Origin of the sequence: Enterococcus sp. 2STP, from assembly GCF_032465635.1 — a bacterium.
Lineage (GTDB): Bacteria > Bacillota > Bacilli > Lactobacillales > Enterococcaceae > Enterococcus_B > Enterococcus_B lactis.
In genome coordinates, this window is sequence record NZ_JAWDJH010000037.1 from 61,532 (window position 1) to 87,228 (window position 25,697).

Annotated in this window: 26 protein-coding genes and 1 riboswitch; of the genes, 24 read left to right on the plus strand and 2 right to left on the minus strand. The window is 38.7% G+C overall.

The genetic code is table 11. The annotated features are described in order from the left end of the window. Window positions 1–17: 17 nt before the first annotated feature. The 9 genes from xerD (at window position 18) to RWU19_RS13630 (ending at window position 8,645) form a co-directional block, all read left to right on the plus strand. Entirely contained in the window at window positions 18–905 is an 888-nt protein-coding gene (gene xerD, locus RWU19_RS13590) for a site-specific tyrosine recombinase XerD (RefSeq protein WP_002290156.1), read from the plus strand. Between the two features lie 18 nt (window positions 906–923). Further along, window positions 924–1,295, plus strand: coding sequence for a GNAT family N-acetyltransferase (locus RWU19_RS13595; protein WP_002290158.1), 372 nt, complete (start codon window positions 924–926; stop codon window positions 1,293–1,295). Then, a complete protein-coding gene (locus RWU19_RS13600; RefSeq protein ID WP_306297969.1) occupies window positions 1,292–2,062 on the plus strand; it encodes a segregation/condensation protein A in 771 nt (256 codons plus the stop codon). The genes RWU19_RS13595 and RWU19_RS13600 overlap by 4 nt, the downstream gene beginning before the upstream one ends. Next, window positions 2,046–2,621 carry an SMC-Scp complex subunit ScpB gene (gene scpB / locus RWU19_RS13605; protein ID WP_002290163.1) on the plus strand — a complete coding sequence of 192 codons (576 nt, stop codon included), beginning with the start codon at window positions 2,046–2,048 and terminating at the stop codon, window positions 2,619–2,621. The genes RWU19_RS13600 and scpB overlap by 17 nt, the downstream gene beginning before the upstream one ends. Further along, window positions 2,622–3,338 carry a pseudouridine synthase gene (locus RWU19_RS13610; RefSeq protein ID WP_002313886.1) on the plus strand — a complete coding sequence of 239 codons (717 nt, stop codon included), beginning with the start codon at window positions 2,622–2,624 and terminating at the stop codon, window positions 3,336–3,338. An 81-nt stretch (window positions 3,339–3,419) separates the two neighbouring features. Continuing rightward, a riboswitch (FMN riboswitch) is annotated at window positions 3,420–3,544 on the plus strand. A 123-nt stretch (window positions 3,545–3,667) separates the two neighbouring features. Continuing rightward, window positions 3,668–4,279, plus strand: coding sequence for an ECF transporter S component (locus RWU19_RS13615; RefSeq protein WP_002290166.1), 612 nt, complete (start codon window positions 3,668–3,670; stop codon window positions 4,277–4,279). A 377-nt stretch (window positions 4,280–4,656) separates the two neighbouring features. After that, complete coding sequence (locus tag RWU19_RS13620) at window positions 4,657–6,180, plus strand: YfcC family protein (RefSeq protein ID WP_002290168.1); 1,524 nt, start codon at window positions 4,657–4,659, stop codon at window positions 6,178–6,180. Window positions 6,181–6,412: 232 nt separating this feature from the next. After that, window positions 6,413–7,753, plus strand: a complete 1,341-nt coding sequence (locus RWU19_RS13625; protein WP_002315221.1) for a M20 family metallopeptidase — start codon at window positions 6,413–6,415, stop codon at window positions 7,751–7,753. Window positions 7,754–7,907: 154 nt separating this feature from the next. Further along, a complete protein-coding gene (locus tag RWU19_RS13630) occupies window positions 7,908–8,645 on the plus strand; it encodes an alpha/beta hydrolase (RefSeq protein ID WP_086286107.1) in 738 nt (245 codons plus the stop codon). A 162-nt stretch (window positions 8,646–8,807) separates the two neighbouring features. On the opposite strand, the gene RWU19_RS13635 is transcribed toward RWU19_RS13630, so the two are convergent. Further along, window positions 8,808–9,029 (minus strand): ferredoxin, encoded by a 222-nt coding sequence (locus tag RWU19_RS13635; RefSeq protein WP_002290171.1) that lies wholly within the window; start codon window positions 9,027–9,029, stop codon window positions 8,808–8,810. A gap of 30 nt (window positions 9,030–9,059) precedes the next feature. On the opposite strand from RWU19_RS13635, the gene RWU19_RS13640 reads away from it, so the two are divergent. From RWU19_RS13640 to RWU19_RS13685, 10 genes are all read left to right on the plus strand, one after another. Then, entirely contained in the window at window positions 9,060–10,091 is a 1,032-nt protein-coding gene (locus tag RWU19_RS13640) for a helix-turn-helix domain-containing protein (protein ID WP_123837991.1), read from the plus strand. Continuing rightward, the gene (locus RWU19_RS13645) at window positions 10,078–11,481 is read left to right on the plus strand and encodes a RecQ family ATP-dependent DNA helicase (RefSeq protein WP_024634662.1); all 1,404 of its coding nucleotides are present in this window, start codon (window positions 10,078–10,080) and stop codon (window positions 11,479–11,481) included. The genes RWU19_RS13640 and RWU19_RS13645 overlap by 14 nt, the downstream gene beginning before the upstream one ends. Before the next feature lie 65 nt (window positions 11,482–11,546). Continuing rightward, window positions 11,547–12,182: an SAG1386/EF1546 family surface-associated protein gene (locus RWU19_RS13650; RefSeq protein WP_002315217.1), complete on the plus strand. Its 636-nt coding sequence runs from the start codon at window positions 11,547–11,549 to the stop codon at window positions 12,180–12,182. Window positions 12,183–12,230: 48 nt separating this feature from the next. Then, window positions 12,231–12,911: a (d)CMP kinase gene (gene cmk, locus RWU19_RS13655; RefSeq protein ID WP_002309595.1), complete on the plus strand. Its 681-nt coding sequence runs from the start codon at window positions 12,231–12,233 to the stop codon at window positions 12,909–12,911. A 134-nt stretch (window positions 12,912–13,045) separates the two neighbouring features. Further along, window positions 13,046–14,275, plus strand: coding sequence for a 30S ribosomal protein S1 (gene rpsA / locus RWU19_RS13660; RefSeq protein WP_002290176.1), 1,230 nt, complete (start codon window positions 13,046–13,048; stop codon window positions 14,273–14,275). 181 nt (window positions 14,276–14,456) lie between these two features. Further along, on the plus strand, window positions 14,457–15,767 hold the full coding sequence (der, locus tag RWU19_RS13665; protein WP_002290177.1) for a ribosome biogenesis GTPase Der: 1,311 nt from the start codon (window positions 14,457–14,459) through the stop codon (window positions 15,765–15,767). A 242-nt stretch (window positions 15,768–16,009) separates the two neighbouring features. After that, window positions 16,010–16,285, plus strand: a complete 276-nt coding sequence (locus tag RWU19_RS13670) for an HU family DNA-binding protein (RefSeq protein ID WP_002290178.1) — start codon at window positions 16,010–16,012, stop codon at window positions 16,283–16,285. A gap of 232 nt (window positions 16,286–16,517) precedes the next feature. After that, window positions 16,518–17,564, plus strand: a complete 1,047-nt coding sequence (locus RWU19_RS13675) for a hypothetical protein (RefSeq protein WP_002309590.1) — start codon at window positions 16,518–16,520, stop codon at window positions 17,562–17,564. A 1-nt stretch (window position 17,565) separates the two neighbouring features. After that, window positions 17,566–18,825 carry a tetratricopeptide repeat protein gene (locus RWU19_RS13680; protein ID WP_002290180.1) on the plus strand — a complete coding sequence of 420 codons (1,260 nt, stop codon included), beginning with the start codon at window positions 17,566–17,568 and terminating at the stop codon, window positions 18,823–18,825. Window positions 18,826–18,830: 5 nt separating this feature from the next. Next, entirely contained in the window at window positions 18,831–19,412 is a 582-nt protein-coding gene (locus RWU19_RS13685; protein ID WP_002335598.1) for a ReoY family proteolytic degradation factor, read from the plus strand. 77 nt (window positions 19,413–19,489) lie between these two features. Here RWU19_RS13685 and RWU19_RS13690 read toward each other — a convergent pair whose 3' ends face one another. Next, the gene (locus RWU19_RS13690) at window positions 19,490–20,365 is read right to left on the minus strand and encodes a YitT family protein (protein WP_002290183.1); all 876 of its coding nucleotides are present in this window, start codon (window positions 20,363–20,365) and stop codon (window positions 19,490–19,492) included. 147 nt (window positions 20,366–20,512) lie between these two features. Between RWU19_RS13690 and RWU19_RS13695 the strand changes: the two genes are divergently transcribed. The 5 genes from RWU19_RS13695 to RWU19_RS13715 all read left to right on the plus strand — a co-directional run bounded on the left by RWU19_RS13695 (window position 20,513) and on the right by RWU19_RS13715 (window position 25,605). After that, window positions 20,513–20,845: a nucleotide pyrophosphohydrolase gene (locus tag RWU19_RS13695; protein WP_086310993.1), complete on the plus strand. Its 333-nt coding sequence runs from the start codon at window positions 20,513–20,515 to the stop codon at window positions 20,843–20,845. Window positions 20,846–20,956: 111 nt separating this feature from the next. Beyond that, window positions 20,957–22,165, plus strand: a complete 1,209-nt coding sequence (locus tag RWU19_RS13700; RefSeq protein ID WP_123837992.1) for a CCA tRNA nucleotidyltransferase — start codon at window positions 20,957–20,959, stop codon at window positions 22,163–22,165. Between the two features lie 153 nt (window positions 22,166–22,318). After that, window positions 22,319–22,774 carry a hypothetical protein gene (locus tag RWU19_RS13705; protein WP_002290187.1) on the plus strand — a complete coding sequence of 152 codons (456 nt, stop codon included), beginning with the start codon at window positions 22,319–22,321 and terminating at the stop codon, window positions 22,772–22,774. A gap of 464 nt (window positions 22,775–23,238) precedes the next feature. After that, window positions 23,239–23,514: a hypothetical protein gene (locus RWU19_RS13710; protein ID WP_002290188.1), complete on the plus strand. Its 276-nt coding sequence runs from the start codon at window positions 23,239–23,241 to the stop codon at window positions 23,512–23,514. A 12-nt stretch (window positions 23,515–23,526) separates the two neighbouring features. After that, entirely contained in the window at window positions 23,527–25,605 is a 2,079-nt protein-coding gene (locus RWU19_RS13715) for a cation:proton antiporter (protein ID WP_123837993.1), read from the plus strand. The last annotated feature ends 92 nt before the right edge of the window (window positions 25,606–25,697 follow it).

Here is a 25,697-nt window from a genome sequence, read left to right on the forward strand (position 1 = left end):
GCATGAGGGGGATTATTATGAAAGAGCAAATCAACGATTATCTCCACTACTTGAATATTGAACGGGGATTATCCGCCAATACACGTCAAAGCTATGAACGTGATTTGGAACAATACTTGCATTTTCTAGAAGAGCAGAAAGTTGCTTCATGGCAAGATGTCGATCGCTTTTTAGTCATCCGTTTTCTGGAAAAAATGCATGAAGAAAAAAAAGCGACAGCAACCGTTACGCGGATGATCTCAAGCCTCAGAAGATTCCATCAGTTTTTACGACAAGAGCGTATCACGGATCATGATCCAATGCAACATATCGATACGCCAAAGAAAGCGCAGAAATTACCAAGCACATTGACGCTGGCAGAAGTAGAAAAGCTGATTGAAGCACCTGATACGACAAAAACGTTAGGAATAAGAGATCGTGCAATCTTAGAAGTCATGTATGCTACTGGGATGCGCGTCAGTGAATTGATTGGATTGAAATTGGGAGATCTTCATCTTTCTCTTGGGCTGGTACAGACAGTCGGTAAAGGAGATAAAGAGCGGATTATTCCTTTAGGTGATTATGCGATCCAATGGCTGGAACGCTACTTAGACGAAGCACGTCCGTTACTTGTAAAGGACGCATCTGAAATGCATGTATTTGTCAATAATCATGGAAAAGGTCTTTCCCGGCAAGGAATCTGGAAAAATCTGAAACAGCTAGTAAGAGAGGCTGGGATATACAAAGAAGTAACGCCGCATACGCTACGGCACAGCTTCGCCACCCATTTGCTAGAAAACGGAGCAGATTTGCGGACAGTACAGGAATTGTTAGGTCACGCGGATATCTCTACGACACAGATTTATACACATATCACGAAAAAAAGGATGACAGATGTTTATAAGCAGCATTTTCCAAGGGCTTAGTCATAGGAAGGTGAGAAGATGTTAACACATTACCGAAAAGAAAACCGTAAAATTGCTATGGGACTGTTGAGTTTCCATAAGAAGCTGACAGGTAAGTCTTCTTTGTTGAAGGAGATAGATACGTACGAATCTGAAGATGATTATGAACTTTTTTTCTTTACGCCGGAAGGTTCGACCAACATTCAAGGAATCATTGGTGTTTATTGGGCAACGAACGATCAGCTGATTATCCATGACATTTCTTTGAATCCATCTTATCGCGGTGAGAATATGGGCTTCCAAATGTTAGATGAATTACAAGAAAAGTATCCGGATGTCTCCATCCGTGCAACTGAAATCACAGAGCCTTATATTGGAAAGTGGCTAGCAAAGAAAAAGAAGAAAGAGTGAATGAGTTGACGGAGATCAATATTAAATTAGATGTATTCGAGGGACCTCTCGATCTGCTGCTTCATCTGATTCAGCAAATGGAAATCGATATATATGATATACCAATCGCTACGATCACAGAGCAATATATGAATTATATCCATACAATGAAGACACTAGAGCTAGCTGTTGCAGGAGAATACCTAGTGATGGCTGCTACATTGATGGCAATCAAAAGTAAGACGTTGCTCCCTATCCAAGAGTTTGTTACAGATGATGAAGAACTATGGGAAGAAGATCCTCGAGAAGAATTGGTCACTCAGCTTTTAGAATACCGTAAGTATAAGTATGCGGCTGAAAAATTAACAGAAAAAGCAGAGGAACGAAGTCTTTATTACACAAAAGACCCTATGAACATCGATGGATTGGCGGATGTTGAAAAACCGTTGAAGCGAGGACAAGTCAAAAAAATCGATCTAATCCATGCCATGCAGAAAATTTTGGAACGTAAGAAATTTTCTCAAAAAGTGGAAAAAACGATCACGCCCGATGATACAACGATCGAAGAACGAATGATCTTTATCGAAGAGCGTATAAAAAGAAATACGCATGGCTGTACCTTCGACTCTTTTTTTGAGTCGCCTTCCAAAAGTGAAGTTGTCACTACTTTTATGGCTTTGCTAGAGTTGATGAAAAAAGGACAGATTATTGCGCAACAAAAAGAAAACTATGAATCAATTATGCTTTATCCAGCAGTAGGAGATACCGAACATGACGAAATTAAGTGAACTTGAAGCCCTTCTTTTTATTGTTGGCGAGGAAGGAATCAGTAATGAAGAATTAAGCGGACTGTTGAATCTCAGTGAAGCAGAAGTCGCAAATTTAGTGAAAGAATTAAAAGACTCTTACGCTCAAAACCCGCACTCAGCTTTGCATATTTTTGAAACGGAAAGCCATTATGTATTAACGACTAAAAAAGAGCTAGCGCCATTGCTCAAGCGATATGCACAAGGAACATCGAACACGTTATCTCAAGCCGCTGTCGAGACTTTAGCAATCATTGCCTATAAACAACCGATCACACGAGCTGAGATCGAGCAGATTCGAGGCGTTCAGGTTTCAGGAGCGGTACAGCGTCTGGCTGCTCATAAACTGATTGAAGAAAAAGGCAGAGTAGAAGGACCAGGTCGCCCGATATTATATGGAACAACTGGTTACTTCTTGGATTATTTTGGGCTGAAATCATTAGAGGAACTGCCTGATACACAAGAAATGGAAATTTCACTTGAAGAAGATGTGTCACCAGATCTATTCTTTGATGGAATGAATAAAGGAGAACAATTGTAAATGGAGAGATTACAAAAAGTAATTGCCCACGCTGGCATCACTTCCCGTCGAAAAGCAGAAGAATTTATCCTTGCAGGACGTGTAAAAGTAAACGGACAAGTTGTAAGAGAATTAGGGATAAAAGTTGGAAAACATGACACTGTGGAAGTGGATGAAGTGCCAATTTATCAAGAAGAATACGGTTATTATTTATTGTACAAACCTAAAGGAGTCATTTCTGCTGTAGCAGATGACAAAGGAAGAAAAGTCGTTACGGACCTTCTGCCGATGGTAAAAGAACGAATTTACCCCGTAGGTCGACTGGACTACGATACTTCGGGCATCTTACTGCTGACAAATGATGGAGATTTTGCCCAGCGCCTGACACATCCAAAACATGAAGTGGATAAAGTTTATGTCGCAAAAGTAAAAGGGATTGCGACAAAATCGATGCTTGCACCTTTGGCAAAAGGAATAAAGATCGAAGGACGAAAAACGTCTCCAGCTAAATTCCAAATTTTATCAGTGGATCCTAAGACAAATCACAGTATCGTGGAATTGACGATCCACGAAGGACGGAATCATCAAGTGAAAAATATGCTTCAAGCAGTTGGGCTCCCTGTGCAAAAGTTGAAACGTGAAAAATACGGTGATTTGACATTACAAGGTCTACGCCCTGGGGATTATCGTGAACTGAACAAAAAAGAAGTCAGCAGCTTATTGAATCATTCAAAATAAACACTTACTTTTTATAAGTGTTAAATGTTGCGTTTTTTGAAGAGATATGTATAATGAACATGTAAACAAAAATTATATAAGGTTCGTCTTCAGGGGCAGGGTGAAATTCCCGACCGGTGGTTATAGTCCACGACCTATTTTGCAAAAAATAGCTGAATCGGTGAAATTCCGATACCGACAGTACAGTCTGGATAAAGAAGATAGGGCTTATTTGACGCACACTTGATCAAATAACTCTAACTCTATTTTCCCTGGAAAATAGAGTTTTTTCATTTGGAGAGAAACGTCAAAAAGTTCGCTGAAGAGGAGTCCTAACAGGAGGATTTCAAATGAAGAACACCCGTGTACAGAAAATGGTTGCAGTAGCGATGTTTGCTGCGATCGCGTTAGTTTTACAGTATTTTGCTTTTCCGATCATGCCGGCTTTTAGTTTTTTGAAGATTGATTTTAGTGATATCCCGGTATTGATCAGTATGTTCTTATTCGGTCCAGCGGCCGGAGTAGCAACAGCGTTCTTGCGTTCAGTATTACATCTGCTGACTACAGGTTTTTCTCCAGATAACCTAGTGGGAGACACAGCTAGTTTCTTATCAACAACGATCTTTACCTTTCCGATTTATTACTTCTTTAGTGTAAAGAAACAGCATAAAGGAAGAAATAAATTTTTAGGTGTGATTACAGGAACGATTGCTCTGACTATTTTCATGAGTATCGCGAATTATTTCGTTATTACGCCTCTTTACTTAATGTTTTTAGGACTGAACGCGACACAGATGTTGGGGATGTCTTTAGCAAATTATGTATTGATTGGGATTGTTCCTTTCAACTTGATCAAAGGCTTCATCGTGAGTGCTGTCTTTTTAGTGCTACATGCGCAACTTCTTCCATGGTTAAGTCGAAAACAACATCAGATGGAACAACGTCATACAGCAGTTAAATAAATGTCAAAAAGATCAAGAAATTTCTTGATCTTTTTTTTGGAAAAAAATACAATACATGCAATATTGTAAACGTTTTATTTGTTTGTTTTGAGTATTTTTTTTATTTATGCATAAAAATCAATTAGTTCTTTTGGAATGTGAAATCCTTCTCCTTTTAAAAGACGGAAATGTTTGTTTATATAAAAAAGGAAACGCTACAATGAAAATGAAGAAAGCTTTAAAAACCTAAGAAAAGGGGGAGAAAATAGGAAAAAACGAACTTTTTGAACAAAAGTTTTATAAAATGCGTGTTATTATTTTTGTTCTGATACTCTTTTTGATAAAATAACATTAGAGCCAAAAATGATGTCTCTAACGGAAAAGAAAGGAAGAAGAAGATGGAACAAACAAAGAAGAAAAAATTTCAAATGCCTTCAGCGTATACGGTCTTATTCATTATTATTGCAGTAATCGCTGTACTTACTTGGTTTATACCAGCTGGGCACTATAGTGTAGACGATGCAGGCAACATTGTCGCTGGATCATATGAACGAGTACAACAAAATCCTCAAGGGCTGTGGGATATTTTCATGGCGCCAATCAATGGCATGCTAGGTGTACCAGCGGGGGAGCTAACTAAAGAAACACCTGCTGCAATCCCAATCTCTTTCTTCATTTTAGTTGTTGGTGGATTTTTAGGTATTATCAACAAAACAGGTGCACTAGATGCCGGAATCGCTTCAGTTGTGAAGAAATTCAAAGGAAAAGAAAAAATGCTTATTCCAGTATTGATGCTGTTATTTGCATTAGGCGGATCTACTTACGGAATGGCAGAAGAAACGATTCCGTTCTATGCTTTACTGATCCCAGTTATGATGGCAGTAGGCTTTGATACAGTGGTAGCAGTAGCCATCGTATTAGTAGGGTCTCAAGTAGGCTGTTTAGCTTCAACGGTCAATCCTTTCGCAACCGGCGTAGCTTCGCAAGCTGTTGGGATTTCGATGGGTGAAGGGATTGGTCTTCGATTCTTGATGTTCGTTATTTTGTTAGCTATTTCTATTGTATATGTGTATCGCTATGCATCAAAAATCGAAAAAGATCCAACAAAATCATTAGTATACAATCAACGTAAAGAAGATATGAAACATTTCGATATCGAAGCAATCGGTCGTCAAGAAGTAATCACGAAAAAACAAAAACATGTAAATGTATTGTTCTTCATTACTTTTGGTATCATGATCATCAGTTTGATTCCTTGGACAACCTTGAATGCGAATTTCACAATTTTTGAATCATTGACAAACTGGTTAACAAATCTTCCGGTGCTAGGAACTGTTTTAGGTAAAAGCATGCTTCCACTAGGTGACTGGTACTTCCCAGAAATTACTATGTTGTTCTTAGTCATGTCAATCGTCGTAGCAATCACGTATGGTATGAAAGAATCTGAATTCGTCTCTGAATTTTTAGCTGGTGCTTCTGACTTGATTGGTGTAGCTATCGTAGTAGCTGTTGCTCGTGGTATTCAAGTGGTTATGAACAACGGTTTGATTACAGATACTATCTTACACTGGGGCGAACAAGGATTAAGTTCATTATCTTCAAGCGTATTTATCATCATTACATTTATTTTCTATATTCCTATGTCATTCTTGATTCCTTCAACTTCTGGCTTAGCTGCTGCAACAATGGGAATCATGGGACCTATGGGTGAATTTGCCGGTGTAGGGAAGGATTTAGTTATCACTGCTTATCAATCTGCGTCTGGCTTAGTAAACTTGATTACGCCAACATCTGCTATCGTAATGGGTGCTGTAGCGATTGCTCGTTTCGATGTTTCAGTGTGGTGGAAATTTACTGGTAAATTAATTGCGATATTATTTGTAGCCATCTGTGTGATCCTAGGTGTAGCAGCAATGTTCTAAACCTAGACCAATACAGGTACAAGGTCTATCATAAGAGTGAAGAAACCGATATACGGCTATCAATAAGCACGTGGATAAGTCGATTGCTCCATTCAGTGAGTGTTTTTTCTTTCATCATTAAGAACATTCTGCTTGCTGATGGAGCAGGCTTAAAACGTCATTATTAGAGAAGAAGAGGTTGTGTCGGAGGCATTTGACATAACCCTTTTTAACATATTAGGAGGTTAAAAACATGAAACAATTTGTGACAGAACAACATCATGAACAAGCATTAGAATCATTGAGCGAATTGATCCGAATCCCTTCCGTACTAGATGAAGCAGATTCAGGGCAAGGACACCCCTTCGGTAAAAAAGTGATTGAAGCTTTGGACAAAGTATTGGAAATCAGTGAAAAGCTAGGATTTAGAACATTTAAAGATCCAGAAGGCTATTACGGTTATTCAGAGATTGGCTCAGGAGATGAATTATTCGGTATCTTGTGTCATATGGACGTTGTTCCGGCAGGCGACGAAAACAATTGGGAAACGAAACCATTCGATCCAACCGTAAAAGACGGCTGGTTAGTTGGTCGCGGCTCTCAAGATGACAAAGGTCCTTCCATTGCAGCAATGTATGCTGTAAAAGCTTTGATGGACGCTGGCGTGGAATTCAAAACACGTATTCGTTTTATCTTTGGTACAGATGAAGAAAATTTGTGGCGTTGTTTAGAAAAATATAACGAGAAAGAAGAAGGCATTACGCAAGGATTTGCACCAGACGCTGAATTCCCTTTAATTTATGCGGAAAAAGGCTTACTACAAGCTTACTTGACAGGTCCTGGAACGAACGATTTTTCTGTAAAAGCTGGCGGAGCGCTGAATGTTGTTCCTGATGCAGCTCCTTATTCTGGTGAAAAGATTTCTGAAGTAAAAGAAGCATTGAAAAAACACGGATTCGATTTCGAAGAACAAGGCGAAGGAATCGTCGTTCTTGGTAAAAGTATCCACGCGAAAGATGCCGCACAAGGAGTGAATGCTATTTCTCGTCTGGCAATCGCTCTTTCAGAAGTATTCGATTTTGGCCCAATCAATTTCTTAGGAAAATTAGTTCAAGAAAATGCAACTGGTGAAGCAGTCGTGGGCAAGACAGAAGATGAACAATCTGGTGAGTTAACGATGAACTTTGCAAGTTTGGAAATCACACCAGAACAAACAAAAATCGGTGTAGATATGAGAATTCCTGTGACATTCAAAAAAGAGGATTTAGTAGCTAAATTAACTAAAACAGTAGAAAAATATGAGTTGTCTTATGAAGAGTTTGACTTCCTAGATTCATTATACGTGCCATTGGACAGTGAATTAGTGAAAAACCTATTGGGGACATATCGCGAGATTACTGGAGACATGACTGAACCATTTGTATCAGGTGGCGCTACGTTTGCCCGTACGATGAACCAGTGTGTGGCATTCGGTGCGATGTTCCCTGATACTCCTGACTTCATGCATCAGGCAAATGAACGATGGGAATTAAGCAGTATGTATAAAGCAATGGAAATTTATGCAGAAGCAGTGTATCGTTTGTGCGCTAAATAAAAAATAATCATATAAAAAAGGCGGATATTCGAATGGATATTCCGTCTTTTTTATTTGGTGCTGGAAAGTTTGCATTTTTCTCTTATTTTTTTTAAGGTATAATCATACTTGATTGAGAAGAAGGTATAAACTCAGATAGAAAAGGTGGGAGAAATTGAAAATATTTAGACGAATACTAATTAGCTTAGTCATTATTTTAGGATTACTTGGCGGAGGCGGTTATTACTATATACAGCAAAATACGTACGAACCATCGTCAGAAGCACAAAAGGTGGTAAAAGAAGGAAGAAACAAAGAAGATTACTTGTTTTTTGAAGGAGAGAAAAAGAATCAGGCAAAGTCTCCATTACTTATTTTTTATCCTGGTGCTCTCGTAGAACCAGAAAGTTATAGTATTTGGGCGCAAGATTTAGCAAAAAACGGCTACTCAGTTGCTATTGTCAAAATGCCTCTTGATCTAGCAGTGATAGGTGGAAACAAAGCGGATAAGATCAAAGAAGATTTTCCAGATTCCGATTATGTGATCGGTGGTCACTCTTTAGGCGGTGTCATGGCAAGTCGATATGCGAATAAGAATCATTCAGACAGTCATTTAAAGGGGGTATTCTTCATGGCAAGCTATCCCGATAAAAAAGGAACATTGAAAGAATCAGCTGTCCCAGTTTTATCCATTACAGCAACTAAAGATAAAGTATTGAATCAGAAAGCTTATGAAGAAGCCAAGCAGTACTTACCAGAAAGAACAGAGTATGTATCAATCAACGGCGGGAACCATGGAGGTTTTGGTAGCTATGGTGAGCAAAAAGGAGATGGAGAAGCAGAAATTTCTAACGCAGATCAGCAAACTGTGATTGTCAATACATTGGAAAACTGGCTGAAAAAGTTGAAATAACCGAAATGGGACCTATAGGGTCTATGAAAAAAACAAGTCAAATAAATAGATAGTAAATATAACTTTCAAAATAAGTCGGGATTTCACGGAACGGGAGAAACAGATCCCGGCTTATCTTTAAGTTTAGAAAATCTAGTATCCATTTTTAAAGCTTAGTTTGACTTACATTTTATTTTCTAATAAAATCGCCCGGACTGGACACTTCTGATACGCTTTTCTTACATACGCTTCTTCTTCCGGCATGACGAACTGTTGATGAGCCTCTGGTTCTTGGGCAAATAAAACGATTCCTTCTTCATCATAATCGAAAATATCCGGCGCTTCGATTTGGCAAAGACCGCATGCAATACAGCGTTCAGGTACAAGTTTACATAGTAGTGACATTTCTAACCATCCTAACTTAAGGAGAATAATATGATTGTTTTTATTTTATCGCTATTTTCATCAAGAAACAAGCTGCGAGTCAGCTCTCTTTACCAGCTCCTTGTGGGAAAACGAACGACTTCAGTACTTATTTTCGGATTTACTCACGAACTTTTATTTGCTCATAACAGTTTTCCAGATTTGAAGCAAGACAAGTTTTATCAGATTATGCAAAAACTTGCACAGCAAGGCTGGATCGAAATAAATGAAAATGAAGCAAAACTAACGTCTGCAGGAGCAGATAGGTTGTCTGAACTTCACACAGAATATACTGGTTTGCGTTTTGACCGATATGGACGAACTGGGGAAACTAGTTGGCGGCTCATCAAATTTGCTGTTCAAGTGATTTCTAATCTGGCATCTGGGAACCAAGATTATCTTCCAGCAGAGACAAGTCCTTTTTATACTTTCCAACTGAAAAAATGGCTTAGTGGAAGCAGATTGCCACGTGGAATTTTGATTGATAGCGCGTATGAAAGTTTAGCGCAGCTGTTTTCGGAGATACCAGAAGGAGCAGCCGATTTTTTAGCTAACCAATTCTCTGGAAATGATCGAACAGGACTTCTGCCGTATCAGCTAGCAAAAACCAATGATGAGGCAGCTGTTTATTTACAACAAAGCAGATGTATCCATCTTTTGCTCGCACAAATAGAAGAACGGCCAGATTCGCTATGGTATGTGTTGATTGATCCGTTATTACAGCAAAATTTCAATCAAAGCATGATGATCACCAAGCAGATGTTTATGAATGGTCAGACAATTGACCAGATCATGGCAATCCGTCATTTAAAAAAAGGGACGGTAACAGATCATCTTATTGAGTGGGCCTTGTTTTTTGATGATTTTCCATACGAGCGGGTTCTCTCTCAAGAAACGGTCGAACGATTGGAACCAAATAAGGATTCCGTGCGAGAGTGGCGCTTCAGCGAATGGAATGTAGATGGACAATTAGATTATGGAGAATTTCGTTTGTATCAAATCTATCTATTGAGAAAGGAAGCGATACAGAATGTTAATAAATGAATTAAAAAAATATTTTGGATTCGATTCATTTCGACCCGGCCAAGAAGAAATTATTCAGGCGTTGCTTGATGGAGAAGATACTCTCGCTATTTTGCCTACAGGAACGGGGAAAAGCCTGTGCTATCAATTAACAGGGTATTTAACGGATGGGATGGTTCTCATCGTGTCACCGCTACTTTCTCTCATGGAAGATCAAGTGACACAACTGCAAAAACGAGGGGAAAAACGAGTAGCTGCTTTCAATAGCTTGCTTTCGCGAGCTGAAAGAGGATACGTTCTCCGTCATCTGTCGCAATATAAATTTTTATTTTTGAGTCCGGAAATGTTGACTAACCCTTCTCTTTTAGAGCAGCTGAAAAAACAGGATATAGCGCTATATGTAGTGGACGAGGCACATTGTGTATCACAATGGGGAGTTGATTTTCGGCCAGAATATCAACAGTTAGGAAAAATCCGCGAGCATTTAGGAAACCCGGTCACATTGGCTCTAACCGCGACAGCGACAGATTTAGTAGCGAAAGATATACGTCAGGTGCTATTTGATCGACAGCCAAAAGAGGTTAGACAATCAGTCAATCGACAAAACATCTCGCTTTTTGTTCGAAAAACGCAGCAAAAAGAACAAGAACTTGAACAATTCATGGAAAGTGCACATGGTGCGGCAATTATTTATTGTGCAACAAAAAAAGAAGTCGAACGTTTGTATCATTTATTCAGGGAGCGCTTTTCAGTTGGATATTATCACGGTGGCCTTGACACAGCTCAAAGAAGGCAGCTTCAGCAACAGTTTGTAAAAAATCAGCTGCAGTTTCTCATTGCTACGAACGCATTTGGTATGGGGATCGATAAATCTGATATTCGTTATGTGATCCATTACGATTTGCCAGACAGTCTGGAAAACTATGTACAAGAAATCGGTCGAGCAGGCAGAGATCAGGAAGAAAGTGCAGCAATCCTTTTATATCAAAGTGGAGATGAACGTATTCATTATTTCTTTAATCAACTTTCTAGAGAACAGCGACAAAGTTTTGAGCTTTATTTGGAATATGCAGCAGAGCAAGCGCCATTTGATGAGCTGCAAAAAAAATGGATGGAGTTGATCCAGCAGTCTGAAAAACCAGAAAATTGGGTGGAACGGCTCAAACGTCAGGAAAAAGAAAAAGAATTCCGCCTGCAGCAGATGCTTCGTTATATCCATGAAGAAGACTGCCGCAGAAAATTCATCTTGGCTTATTTTGGGGAAGAACTTTCCGAAAAGCCGCAGAATTGTTGTGATATTGATGGCGCAAAAGTAGAACTTCTACCAAAGAAAAAGGCTTTTTCTAAGACTGAACCGCTTCATTGGGAATCGATTTTACTAAATTTATTTAAAAAAAACATGGAACATTGATTTTTTAGGACAAGACACTTTTTCCTATGGTATAATACACACGATAGAGTTTAGGAGGTAAAACAGTGAGCAGAAAAGATAGACATCAATCTACAGAAAATAACGAAACACAAGAACCATGGGAACAACCAATCTATGATACAGATGATGAGGTTTCATCAAGAAGTTCTCAGAGACAACAAAAGAAAGGAAATACATTATTTCTTTCGCTATTTTTGATTTTACTAGTCTTATGTATCGCTATTCCAGCAGGTGCTTATTTCTGGATCAGAAACGGATCAAGCAACAATGCAACAGCAGCATCTTCTTCTGAAACTTCGACATCAGTAGTAGAAAGTTCCACAAGTACAACAAAAGAGGAGTCAACTGAGACTTCAACAGTAGAATCTAGTACAATGGCGGAAGAATCTACTGTTTCTCAAGATACAGGGGTAACGTCAGAAAGCAGTATTGCAGCAGAGACAACACCTTCTTCTTCAAGTGACACAACTTATCAAGCAGGGGATTCAAGCAGCAATGCAGCAGAAACTACACCTTCTTCCTCAGCTGTAGCCGGTACGACAACGACTGTTCAAGCAGGCGAAGGTCCAAAACAAGTGGCTGAGCGTGCAGGAATCACCACTGACCAATTGTTTGAATTGAATGGCTTAGATCCAAACAACTTTATGCTTTACCCTGGTCAAGAACTAAGAATTAAATAATAATAGCCGCGCTTTGCGGCTTTTTTTTTGAGAAAAAGGAGTTATATCATGACACAAATCAGTATTGCGATCGACGGACCTGCTTCATCTGGAAAAAGCACCGTTGCCAAAATCTTAGCAAAAGAATTGAATTATATTTATACGGATACCGGTGCCATGTATCGCGCAGTAACTTATCTAGCTATTACGAACAATGTATCTTTTTCAGATGAGGAAGGACTAGTTTCACTGATCAAAAAGTATCCTATCTCTTTTTCACAACAAGAAGATGGGCAGCATGTATTCACAGCATCAAAAGACGTCACACTAGAAATCCGTCAGCCAGATGTCACAAAAGCTGTTTCAGAAGTCTCTGCTCATGGGAAAGTCAGAGAAGAACTAGTTGCTATCCAGCGGAAAATAGGCGAACGCGGTGGCGTTGTGATGGACGGAAGAGACATCGGGACAGCTGTATTGCCGAATGCAGAAGTAAAAATCTTTTTAGTAGCAAGCGTAAGTGAGCGTGCAGAAAGACGATTCAAAGAGAACCAAGAAAAGGGGATTCCGACTGATCTTGAAACACTAACAAAAGAGATACAGGCAAGAGACCATTATGATTCAACAAGGGAAGTTTCTCCGCTGCAGCAAGCAGAGGACGCTGTTCGTATCGATACTACCGGCAAATCCATTCCAGAAGTCGTTGCAGCGATAAAAGCCGTCGTTTTAGAAAAGGGATATCTTCTTTTTTAAATGAAGAAAAAAACTGAAAAACAATTGTTTTTTCAAGGAAAACGAACGAAATCGCTTTATTTTTTTTGAATAATCAATTAAACTAAAAACAGTACCGTACTTACGGCAGAATGTTGGTTAGGAGGACAAGTGTTATGACAGAATTTGATCAAAATCAAGAGAACAACCAGTCAATGGAAGACGCAATGAAAAGCGTCCAAGAAGTAAAAGTTGGCGATGTTGTTAAGGGCGAAGTTTTGGTTATCGAAGACAAACAAGTAATTGTCGGAATCGAAGGGGCCGGAGTTGAAGGCGTCGTTCCGGCAAAAGAATTATCAACTTTACCAGTAGAAGATATCAACGAAGTAGTGAAAGTCGGCGATGTATTAGACTTAGTCGTTATCAGTACAATCGGCAAAGATAAAGAAAACGGCAGCTATCTTCTTTCAAAACGCCGTTTAGATGCTAAAAAAGTTTGGGAAGACATTGAAAGAGATTTCCAAGACGGCAAGGTAATTGAAGCACCTGTTACAAATGTTGTCAAAGGCGGTTTAGTCGTTGACGTCGGTGTGCGTGGCTTTGTCCCTGCATCAATGGTGGAAGATCATTTTGTTGCGGATTTTTCAGATTATAAAGGCAAAACATTGAGCTTTAAAATCATTGAAATCGAACCATCAGAAAATCGTTTGATCTTATCGCACAAAGCGGTAGTTGAAAATGAAAGAGAAGAAAAGAAAAAAGAAATCCTTTCAACGATTCATGAGGGAGATGTTCTCAGCGGACGTGTCGCACGTCTTACTGATTTCGGGGCATTTGTCGACCTAGGCGGAATTGACGGTCTAGTCCATGTCTCAGAGATTTCTCATAGTCATGTAGCAAAACCAAGTGACGTGTTAGCTGTTAATGACGAAGTAAACGTCAAAGTGTTGTCTATCAACCCTGAACAAGAACGTGTTTCCTTGTCAATCAAAGATACACAGCCTGGACCTTGGTCAGAAATCGATACAAAAGCCCCAGTTGGAGCAGTATTGGACGGAACTGTTAAACGTCTAACAAGTTTCGGTGCCTTTGTTGAAGTATTCCCTGGAGTAGAAGGACTAGTCCATATCTCTCAAATCTCACATAAACATATCGCCACACCTCACGAAGTACTTCATGAAGGCGACGAAGTGAAAGTGAAAGTACTGGAGATCCATCCAGAAGAACATCGTATTGCATTGAGCATCAAAGCTTTAGAAGAAAAACCAGCTTCAGAAGAAGAACCAAAAAATGTGGAGTCTTATGAATTACCAGAAGAAAATACTGGATTCACTATGGGAGACATTTTAGGGGATGCGTTGAAAGAAGAAGTAGAAGAAAAAGCAACCGATGATTCTGAAAAATAATTGATTTTGTATCTGTGACTGAGATGAAAGCAGCTGCTTTTGTCTCAGTTTTTCTTTTGAAAAGCGGTGAGTATTTCATTAAGAAATAAAAATACTTCGTTTAATTGACAATCTATGCTTGAAAGTTGGCATTGCATTCGTTAAACTAAGTGAGATTGGAAACTTGTGAGGAGGAAATAATATGGCAAATCCAACAATTGCAATCGTTGGCCGCCCGAACGTCGGTAAGTCTACGATTTTTAACCGCATCGCTGGTGAGCGTATCTCGATTGTCGAAGATACTCCTGGAGTAACTCGTGATCGTATTTATGCAAAAGGCGAATGGTTAGGTCGAGAATTTAGCGTGATCGACACAGGCGGAATTGATCTTGGTGATGAACCTTTTATGGATCAGATCAAACATCAAGCAGAAATCGCGATTGAAGAAGCAGATGTGATCATCTGTGTCGTCAGCGGACGCGAAGGCGTGACAGACGCAGATGAGATGGTTGCGAAAATTTTATACAGAAGTAATAAACCAGTGATTTTAGCAGTCAATAAAGTAGATAATCCGGAAATGAGAAATGATATCTATGAATTTTATTCTTTAGGACTAGGCGATCCTTATCCTGTTTCAGGAAGCCACGGACTAGGAATTGGCGATATTTTAGATGAAGCAGTGAAGTATTTCTCTGAAGAGACTGAAGAAGAGGATGACGACACGATCAAGTTTAGTTTGATTGGTCGCCCAAATGTTGGTAAATCTTCTTTGATCAACGCGATTTTAGGAGAAGAACGTGTGATTGTTTCGGATATTGAAGGAACGACAAGGGATGCAATCGATACTCACTTTGTTTCTGAAAGTGGACAGAAATTCTTGATGATCGATACAGCCGGCATGCGTAAACGCGGAAAAGTATATGAAAATACTGAGAAATACAGCGTGATGCGTGCGATGCGTGCGATCGACCGTTCTGACATCGTTTTGATGGTACTGAACGCGGAAGAAGGGATTCGAGAACAAGACAAGCGAGTAGCGGGTTACGCTCATGAAGCTGGTCGTGGTGTCATTATCGTTGTGAATAAATGGGATCTTGTGAAGAAAGAAACCAATACGATGCGTGATTTCGAACAAGAGATCCGTGATGAATTCCGATATTTAGATTACGCACCGATCGTCTTTGTTTCTGCAGTGACTAAACAACGGTTGGAACGTCTTCCTGAAATGATCGAACAAGTAAGTATGAACCAGAATCTTCGTATCTCTTCTGCTGTTTTGAATGATATCATTATGGATGCTGTAGCCATCAATCCAACACCGACAGATAAAGGAAAACGGCTGAAGATTTTTTATGCTACACAAGTTGCTGTCAAACCGCCTACATTTGTTGTTTTTGTCAATGAAGAGGAATTGATGCACTTTTCTTATGAGCGTTTCTTAGAAAATCAAATCAGAAAAGCATTTACTTTTGAAGGGACATCCATTCGAATCATCCCTCGTAGAAGAAAATAGGCATTTTACCATATCAACGTTTTTTTTTCAAAAGAAAAAGACAGTTTTGTTTGTTACGTTTCTATGACTAAAAAAAGCATATGAAAATTGGTAAAAACCTTGCTATTAAGCGGTTCATATGATATCGTGATAACAGAATATTGAAGTTAATCAATATTTCTTTTTAAACTTCTGGACCACTCAGAAAGTTTTAACTAAATGATATTTCTATCATATCTCTTGTGGAGGAGGTGAATCTATCCATGGCAAACAAAGCAGAATTAATCGAAAAAGTTGCTTCAGCTACTGATTTAACTAAAAAAGATGCAACTGCAGCAGTAGATGCTGTATTTTCAACTATTCAAGATGCTTTAGCTAACGGCGAAAAAGTTCAATTAATCGGTTTTGGTAACTTTGAAGTTCGCGAACGCGCAGCTCGCAAAGGTCGCAACCCACAAACTGGTGAAGAAATCGAAATTCCAGCTAGCAAAGTACCTGCATTCAAACCAGGTAAAGCATTAAAAGACGCTGTTAAATAAGACAGTAAAAAAGCGCTTGTGGCTCTAGGGCTACAAGTGCTTTTCTTTTTATTTCCTAGCAGAAAAAGTCAATTAAGAGACAAAGATTTCGAATCCGTATGTCATACATAAAAAACACATGTATTTTATTTAATTTTTATTTATTTCCAAGTTAAGAGGTGGACTTTGCCCTTATCTTTTCTAGATTTTGCTTACTAATGGTAAAATAAAAATAAGAAGAGGAGGGATGCGCATGGAACTTGATTATCAAGTAGAAGAAGCATTGACGAAAGTGTTCTACGGAGAAACGCTTGTCAGTCAACTAAGAGCACTTTCGATCGATCAACCCATCTTGTTTTTAACAAATCAGCGTTATTATGATTTGTTTGCAGATAAGATTAACCCATTATTTGCAAATCAGGCAAATAATGACTGGTACATTTGTGCCAATACTCAATGTAATCATTTAACAGAATTGAAGAACTTGCTTGATTTCACCAAACGCTATCCCGAAAATCAATCCATGTTTGTTATCGGATTTGGAAATGAAGGGATCATGGATCTGGCAGGTTTTTTTCAAAAACATACAATCCTTGATTCATCACTTTGGCTGATTCCTGTGTCGATCCGTTCGCTGAGCCGAGCATTAACTCCACAGCGAACGATTTTGCAGCTACCGAATCGTGTCGTGCTGCAAACCATCAACATGCCAGAACGCATCGTTTATGATCAAACGATCAGCGAGCGGCAAGTGGACGGAAAACAGATTGACTTTTTGACTTTTATCTGTTGCGGAATGATTTGTGATCACCGTTTTTTACAAAATTTGTATAAAAACTATCCAAATAAAAAGCAATTAACGACCCGGCCATTTGCCGGGATGATCGAAGAAATGATTTATTTTTATCAATTAGAGGCAGAAAATCTGTCAAATTATGGTAAACTGTTTGAACAAGCTTTTTATCTGACTGAAAATGGGCACTTGCTTTCTGCTAGTATGAAAAAATTCTTAGGGATGATGTTTCATTTCGTGTGGAATCTCCAAGCCTATCCTTTTGATTTCCAACTAAAAAATTTTTTTGTATGGCTAGACTTGCTTGGCTATCCTATCCAATGGTTGGAACAGATTTCAAAGATGGAGTATTTGGAAAAAGTCCTTTTCTTGGCAGAAAAAAGCAAAAAAATACTTGTTTTAGAAAAAATAGGTATAATAGACGGATACCAACGACCAAACGAAAAAGAATTGTTGAGAACAATGACGGTATTTCAACAAATCGTCAGCGAGATAAGAGGGAATTGAAATGAATACAAATAGCGAAAAAATGTTGCAAGCTTTATCAGATGAAGATCTGGCACAAGCACAACTCTTTTTAGAAAAAGCATTAAAAGAAGATCCAGCAGATATATTAGCTGAACTAGGGGAAGAATTGCTAGCTATTGGCTTTTTGATCGAAGCAAAACAGATTTTTGAACAATTAATCAACCAATATCCAGAAAATGACGGACTAAACATCCCCCTAGCAGAAATTGCAATCGAAGACAATGAGATTGACCTAGCTTTTGAATACTTGGAAAAAGTGGATAAGGAAAGTGATTACTATCCGCAAAGCTTATTGGCGATAGCTGATTTGTACCAAGTCATCGGGATTCCTGAAGTAAGTGAAGCAAAATTGAAAGAAGCGGCAGGGTTGCTACCGGATGAACCATTGATCCAGTTTGCACTAGCTGAATTGTATTTTTCAGTCGATCGTTTCAAAGAGGCAGCAGTGATTTATGAAACATTGTTGGCAAGTGGGATAAACGAGATGTCAGGAATCTCGATGCAAGAACGTTTAGGGCAATCCTTAAGCATGCAAGGTGAATTTGAAGCAGCTATCGCACCTTTAGAAGAAGCATTGAAAGAAGAAAAGACAGATGATCGACTGTTCCAGCTAGCCTTTACGAATCTCCAATTAAAAGAAAATCAGCAGGCAATCAACTATCTGGAAGAACTTCGAGAAGTCAATCCGCATTATCAATCGTTATATCTATATCTAGGACAAGCTCTTCAAGAAGAAGAAATGGTTGAAGAAGCGCAAACAGTGTTAGAAGAAGGAATCAAAGAAAATCCTTACCAAGTTGAACTTTATCATCTAGCCTCTGAAAATGCTTTTCGTCTCCACGACAAACAGCGAGCAGAGGAACTCTTGCTGAAAGCTTTAGAAGTAGGAGACAAACAAGATGAAACATTACTTACTTTAAGCAATCTTTACTTGGATGATGAAAGATATGAAGATGTGATACAAGTGATCAATCAGATGGAAGAAACTGCTAATCCGTATGCGGAATGGAATCTAGCGCATGCTTATAATGAATTAGAAGACTTCACAGTTGCAGCTGTACACTATGAACAAGCTTATCATGAACTATCTCATGAACCAGATTTCTTGAAAGAATATGCCTTTTTCTTAAGAGAAGAAGGACAGCTAAAAAGAGCGCAAGAATTATTGACTCATTATTTAAAACTTGAACCAGGAGATATGGAGGCACTGTCATTATTAGATGATCTAACAGAGAGGTGAGAAAAATGCTAATTGATGTACGGGAAAAGAAGAATTTTTTAACGTGGATGGTCAATCATGTATCTTTTAGCCGAAGAGAAGTTTTTTGGATCTTGAATTATCTTGCCAATCATGAAGCGATTTTAAGTAATGTCCACTTTGTAGAAGGGGCAAATTTTGCGGATCGAGGTCTGCAAATCAGTGATCTATCTGTTGAAGGGGAACCAATGAAATTGTTTTTGCAGGGAAAAGAATTTACGGATACAGATCAGATTTTTCATGAGATCCGATTGAATTGGAAGAAACCCTTATATGTGGAATGTCTATTTGAGAATGCTTGGCAGACAAGAGAATATCTATCGATCTTAGAAGATAATCCATTTTCTTCTTGGGATGCTTCTGTTAGTGAAGAAGATACTGAATTGATCGAGCGATATTTTCAAGAAAAAGAAGAAGCAGCAAAACTAAATATGCTTTATGCTCAAATCGATCAAGCGCTAGAAGATGGAGACAGGGATGCATTTTTGAAATTGTCTGATGAAGTCAACCGAAAAATCCTTTTGCAGACGCAAAAGAAAAATAATCGAGTAAGCGAACATAATAATTAGCTAAAAATGAATCATACCAAAAAAGACAAGGGGCAGCTGGATTTGGAATCTTTCCTCACAGCTACCCCTTGTCTTTTTTATCGTTTTTTCAGTAATCTTGTTTGTGGCTTCAAATAGGTAAACCCTTGCCCTTCAACTTCATGCACATTAATGATCGACAGAAAAGCTTTTTCGTCAATCTCGTGGACAATTCTCTTGGCTTCCGTTAATTCACTAGAACTAACGACCATGTAGATGATCTTTTTTGAATTTCCAGAGAATGCGCCTTCGCCAGAGAGGAAGGTGACACCTCTTTGCAGACCGGTCATCAGCAGCGGTGCAATTTCTTCGCTTTTGTTAGAGACGACAAGCAGACCTTTTGCAGAATACCCACCATCCAAGATTGAATCAATTACGCGACTGAAAACATAGGAAACGATCAATGTATACATCATGCGTTTCAAGTCGATATAGGTTAAGGAAGCAAGCAAGACGATGATATCGAATGCCAATAGAGAACGCCCCATGGAGATGCCGTAATTTTGTTCTAAAATCCGAGCGATAATATCGCTTCCGCCTGTTGTTCCACCCATCCGATAGACGATCCCGCTTCCTACCCCTGCAACCAAACCCGCAAGTAGAGAAACGATCAGTAGATCATGCTGTAAATTGATTTCTAGCGGAACCCGTTGCCAGATCCATAAAAAGAATGACAAAGAGAGTGTACCTAGAACAGTGTAGGCTAAAGAACGTTTTCCGAGGATCTTTCCCCCTAGTAAAATCAACGGGATATTGATTAATAAAGTCGTATAAGCTGGATCAATTCCGAATAAAGCTCTCAAGATCAAGGTGATCCCTGAGACGCCCCCTTCTGCTAAGTGATTAGCGATGTTCAAATAAACAAGTCCAAATGCGTAAATACTCGTTCCTATAATAATAAAAAGTACTTCTTTTACTGTTTTCCGTGTGGCCATATGAATCCCAGCTTTCAATTATGTATTTTCACAGAATCTCCATTTAGAAAATCCTTCCTAAATGTAGCATGGAAATTCGATTTTCTCAATTGCTCTTATCTAGGATTTGCGTTAAAGTTTTGGTAAGATAGTTTTGGAGGGAAAAAGATGGATGAAAAACGTTCTTTATACAGTATGCAGCAGGAAGTAGATGAATATATCCAACAATTCAAGGTCGGGTATTTCTCTCCATTAGCTCAGCTGGCTCGATTAACGGAAGAAGTAGGTGAATTGGCCAGAGAAGTCAACCACACTTATGGAGAAAAAAGCAAAAAAGCTTCGGAACCAGATAACTCGGTAGCAGAAGAACTTGGAGATGTTTTATTCGTTACGATGATCATGGCTAATTCATTGAATATCGACTTAACTGATGTTTTTGAAAAAAATATGGAAAAATTCAATCAAAGAGACCATAACCGCTTTGAACGGAAGGACAAGTAAAAAAGATGAAGTGGGTTGTGCTTTGAAGCCACTAAAACGGACGTATCAATCAGGCATCATGCAACTGATTGCTTATCTCAGTACAAGAAACACGCAGGAAAGGTTGGAAAAATGAAATTAAAACAATTACCTCTGGAATACCAAAAGGCAATTCCAGTTCTGAAAAAATTAGAAGATGCAGGATATGAAGCTTATTTTGTAGGTGGAAGTGTTCGTGATATCTTGTTGAACCAGCCGATCCATGATGTGGATATCGCAACAAGCGCATTTCCAGAAGAAATCAAACAGCTTTTTCCAAAAACGATAGATATCGGGATCGAACACGGGACTGTATTGGTATTAGAAAACGATGAACAATATGAAATCACCACATTTCGGACGGAATCAACTTATCAAGACTACCGCAGACCAGATCATGTAGAATTCGTTCGTTCGTTGGAAGAAGACTTAAAACGAAGAGATTTTACAATCAATGCCTTTGCTTTGAAAGAAGACGGCGAAATCATCGATTTGTTCGATGGTCTGCAAGATTTAGAAGAACAAATCTTGCGAGCTGTAGGCAATCCTCATGAGCGGTTCCATGAAGATGCCTTGCGAATGATGCGCGGGTTGCGTTTTGTCAGTCAATTAGGATTCAAATTAGAGGAAGAAACCTTCTACGCCATCAAAGAAAACCACGAGCTATTAAGCAAAATATCTGTAGAACGTATAAATGTGGAATTCATCAAGATGCTTTTGGGAAATGAACGGTCTGTAGGAATCCATGCATTCATTGAAACAGAATGTTATATTTGCTGCCCTGGTTTGAGAGAAGAAGGTGAAGCACTTTTACGCTTTGCTGAATTACCTTCGGTTCCATTGAAAGAAGAGAGTCAAGCATGGACATTATTAATCAGTCAACTGGATCTAAAAGAAAATGAAATCCGCTCCTTTTTGAAATCGTGGAAGTGTTCCAATCAAATGATCAAGGATGTCCAAGCACTTGTTCAAGGACTGCGTCAACGAAAAACTGGAGTTTTAGAACCGTTCGAATTATACTTCTTAGGCAAAGAGCATGCATTGCAAGTAGAAGAATTGATGACTTATTTTGATGAAACACCACAGATGGATGTCGTAGAAGAATCCTATGATCGTTTACCTATCAAGTCATTAAGCGAATTAGCTGTAGATGGTAAAATCTTGCTGGAAGAAAGTGGAAAAAAACCTGGCAAGTGGGTTAGTGAAGCTTTGCAATCAGCTGAAAAAGCTGTCGTAGAACAAAGAATAGAAAATGATAAAAAACAGGTTTTGGATTTTTTATCGAAAGAAAAATTGATTTAAAAAAAGCTAGACTGTATCTGCTCAGCTTGGCTAGCTACTTAAACTGGGCAGATACGTCATTAGAAGAAAAAACATAAAATGTGACCACTTACATAAATTTGTGCTAAACTGAGGAAGTACAAGAATAAATTACATCATAAAGGAGTCTTTTTAATGAGTAAAGAAATGACAGCGCTAAAATTTTATTTTAGAAATGGAGAAACATGGACGATTAACCGCCGCCACATCGGCGATCTTTGGATCAAACAAATCACAACAAGTTTTGGACGGATCAACGGCAGTGAATTTGTTGAAATCCATCCATGTGCCGGATTTAAAATCGAAATCTTCCATGAAGGGGACGCAGTTGCGACACATGATATCAACTTAGGTGGACTGGAAATGGGCATGTTTAATCGTGCATTGAAATACGAAGATATCGAACGAATGGAAATCCTTTATCGCAATGGAACACCTGATCTTGTATACTTCCCATATCTAGATAAAGGAACAGAAGGATTAGACAACCAATACCAATCTACAAAAATCAGCGAAAAAACAGGTAACTTGTACATCGTAATCAACCCAGACCAACGTGTAGAAGATGTATACGGAGAATTTTTCGAATAAATTGATTTTACGCAAAAAATGAGGTTGTGAAAGAGACATTCAGCCTTGAGCGATGATGAAAACTCTAACAAAAAAATTGCGACGAGTAACCGCAGGAGCGATAAGAAGTGATGTTGAAAAATAGCTTCTCATATTTTACAACATCGTGCCTTATGGCTGATAGGCTGTCTCTAGAACACCATTTATTCAGAATAAGGGGCTGTGACAAGATTTTTGTCACAGTCTTTTTTTTGTTATGACAAAGGAACAAGGAGGAAATGATAAAAAAACGGATATTATTTTTGTTAGAAACTTTTATCTTTCTTAAGTTTTACTTGATATCTGAGACTATTTGGAATAGAATGAGGCGTTGAAAAATTTATGGAAATTTCTAACTAGCAATAAACGATGAAACAATGAAATATTTTTCATTCAAAGAGAACTTTGCTATAATGATGGAAGTTTGTGTATAGGAGATCTAGAAAATGAGAGAAAGTTTTGAACAACAAAAAAAACTGTTGCATGATCGCTATGGCGCCCTTTCGATGGATGACCGCCGTCAAATACTTTGTAAGTTGCGTAAAAGAAATATATTGATGTATCGTCAGTTGGAACGTCTGAAACATGATCTGCTTCGTTTGGAGTCAAAACGTGTACAGTGTGAATTAGAGGGAAATCAAACACAAGTTGAAGTAGTGGAAACCAAAATTTTAAAGAAAAAAGAACAATTTTTAAAAATGCTTACACAAAATAAAAAATAAAGGGGATGAACGATGGAATTTGCTGAGTTAGTTATTGTATTTGCAGTAACGATCACCTTATCGAACATAGCTAGCCGCATTTTGCCAATGATCCCAGCTCCACTGATCCAAATTTTCCTTGGAGTGGTATTAGGTCTGACAGAGTGGGGACAATCAGTTGATTTTGAACCTGAATTGTTCTTGGTTATGATCATTGCACCATTATTATTTAGAGAAGGAGAAAAAGCAGATATTTCTTCGATTCTCAAAAATTTCGGGACGATTCTGTTCTTGGCATTTGGCGGAGTCATTTTGACCCTTGTCGGCGTAGGTGCGACGTTGTCATTCCTGTTGCCAAGTGTCCCTCTTGCTGCCTGCTTTGCTTTTGGAGCAGCGTTAGGTCCGACAGATGCGGTAGCAGTCAGTTCGCTTTCTGGACGGGTGAATATCCCTAAAAAAGCAATGCATATTTTAGAAGGAGAAGGCCTGTTGAATGACGCATCTGGTGTTACTGCCTTCCAGTTTGCTCTTGGTGCGCTGATCACCGGTTCTTTTTCCGCAGTAAATGCTGGGATGAGTTTAGTGGTCTCCAGTATTGGTGGAGCTTTGATCGGTTTTTTGCTTGTCTGGTTCAAACAAAAAATAATCCATTTGATTGAAAAAGCATCGGCACAAGATGTCACAGGGTATCTGCTGATCGAACTTTTGCTTCCTTTTCTAGCCTATGTATTGGCAGAGGCATTTGATGTATCTGGGATCATTGCTGCAGTGGCAGCAGGTATTCTCCAAGCTTCTGGTTTTAGGAGAATCACCGTGTTTGATGCAGAGTTATCGAGTTTGTCCCACAGTACATGGACAACTATTGCTTTTACACTGAATGCATTAGTGTTTATATTCTTAGGAATCGAACTGACACAAGTATTCTCGCCGGTATGGGGCGACGGTTTATATCCAAACGGTCTTTTGTTAGCAATTATCGTATTGATCTCTATTATGCTTTTTGTGATTAGATTCATTTCCATCAGTCTTTTTTATGTATTCAAAGATGGCAGTAAAAAGTTCAAAAAACAGTTGAACGAGATCTTGATTTTGACATTTGGCGGTGTAAAGGGAACAGTCAGTTTGGCTACGATCTTTATTTTGCCCTTTTCGATCAATAATATGATGTTTTACCAGCGATCTTTACTTTTGTTTCTGACGGCCGGTGTCATCTTAGTGACTTTGGTCATAGGGATCATTGTCTTGCCTATGCTGACGGAAACAGAGAAAGCGAAAAGCACGGATTTGAATGCTTTGATGATCTTAGAAGAGGTCGTTGAAGTTTTGCGAAAAGAAATAAAGGAAATTGATCGTGATACAAAAGAATTTTTAGCCACTGAAGCAGTGATAGAAAATTACCAGGAACGGATACGTGATCTGTACTTGGAAGATTTAACCGATGATGAAAAGCAAGAAGTACAAGAAATACAAGCGCTGATTTTGTCGATCGAACGCGACGGATTAGATGAAAGTTATCGTTCGGGTAAACTTTCTTCTAATGGTTATCGCTTTTATTCCCGTTTTCTTTCCCGGTTCGAACATTCGATCACCAGTCAATTTTTATCTTTTATCGGCTTTTGGTTCATTGTTGTCCGTAGGTTGATGCGAATCGTTCTCCATCCAAAAATGTTTTGGCAAAGAAGGTATGCGGATCGTCAGACATTTATTAGTGATGAAGATATCCAAGAAATCAGGGAGACATATCAAAAAAATACCCAATTGATTATTGAAAGTTTAGATAACTTGACTGACATTTATGATGAAACGATGCTTCAATTTTTTATCCAGCAACGCAAACTTGAGGGAATAAAAATGAGCTCGGGGAATTTGATTTCTTCGTGGATGATCCAGCAAGATAGCCTGTTTACGAAAAAAATGCTGAGAGGTTATTATCTTGAAAGAAAAATCATTGATGAATACGAAGTTGCTGAGAAAATCACGACGTTTTCTGCGAATAGCTACCGTAGGAATATCAATTTGTTAGAATCTTATACGATGAACAAACCGTCAGATAACTTTTCTTTCCGATTTGCGTTTCGAGCAAAGTCAAAAAAATCGAGCGCAACGAAATAAAAAAAATAGATTTTCAAGAACGATAAAAACAAAACATGTCAGAACAGGATCGGATCGGTCCTGTTCTTTTTTTGGAACACAAAAAGAACAAA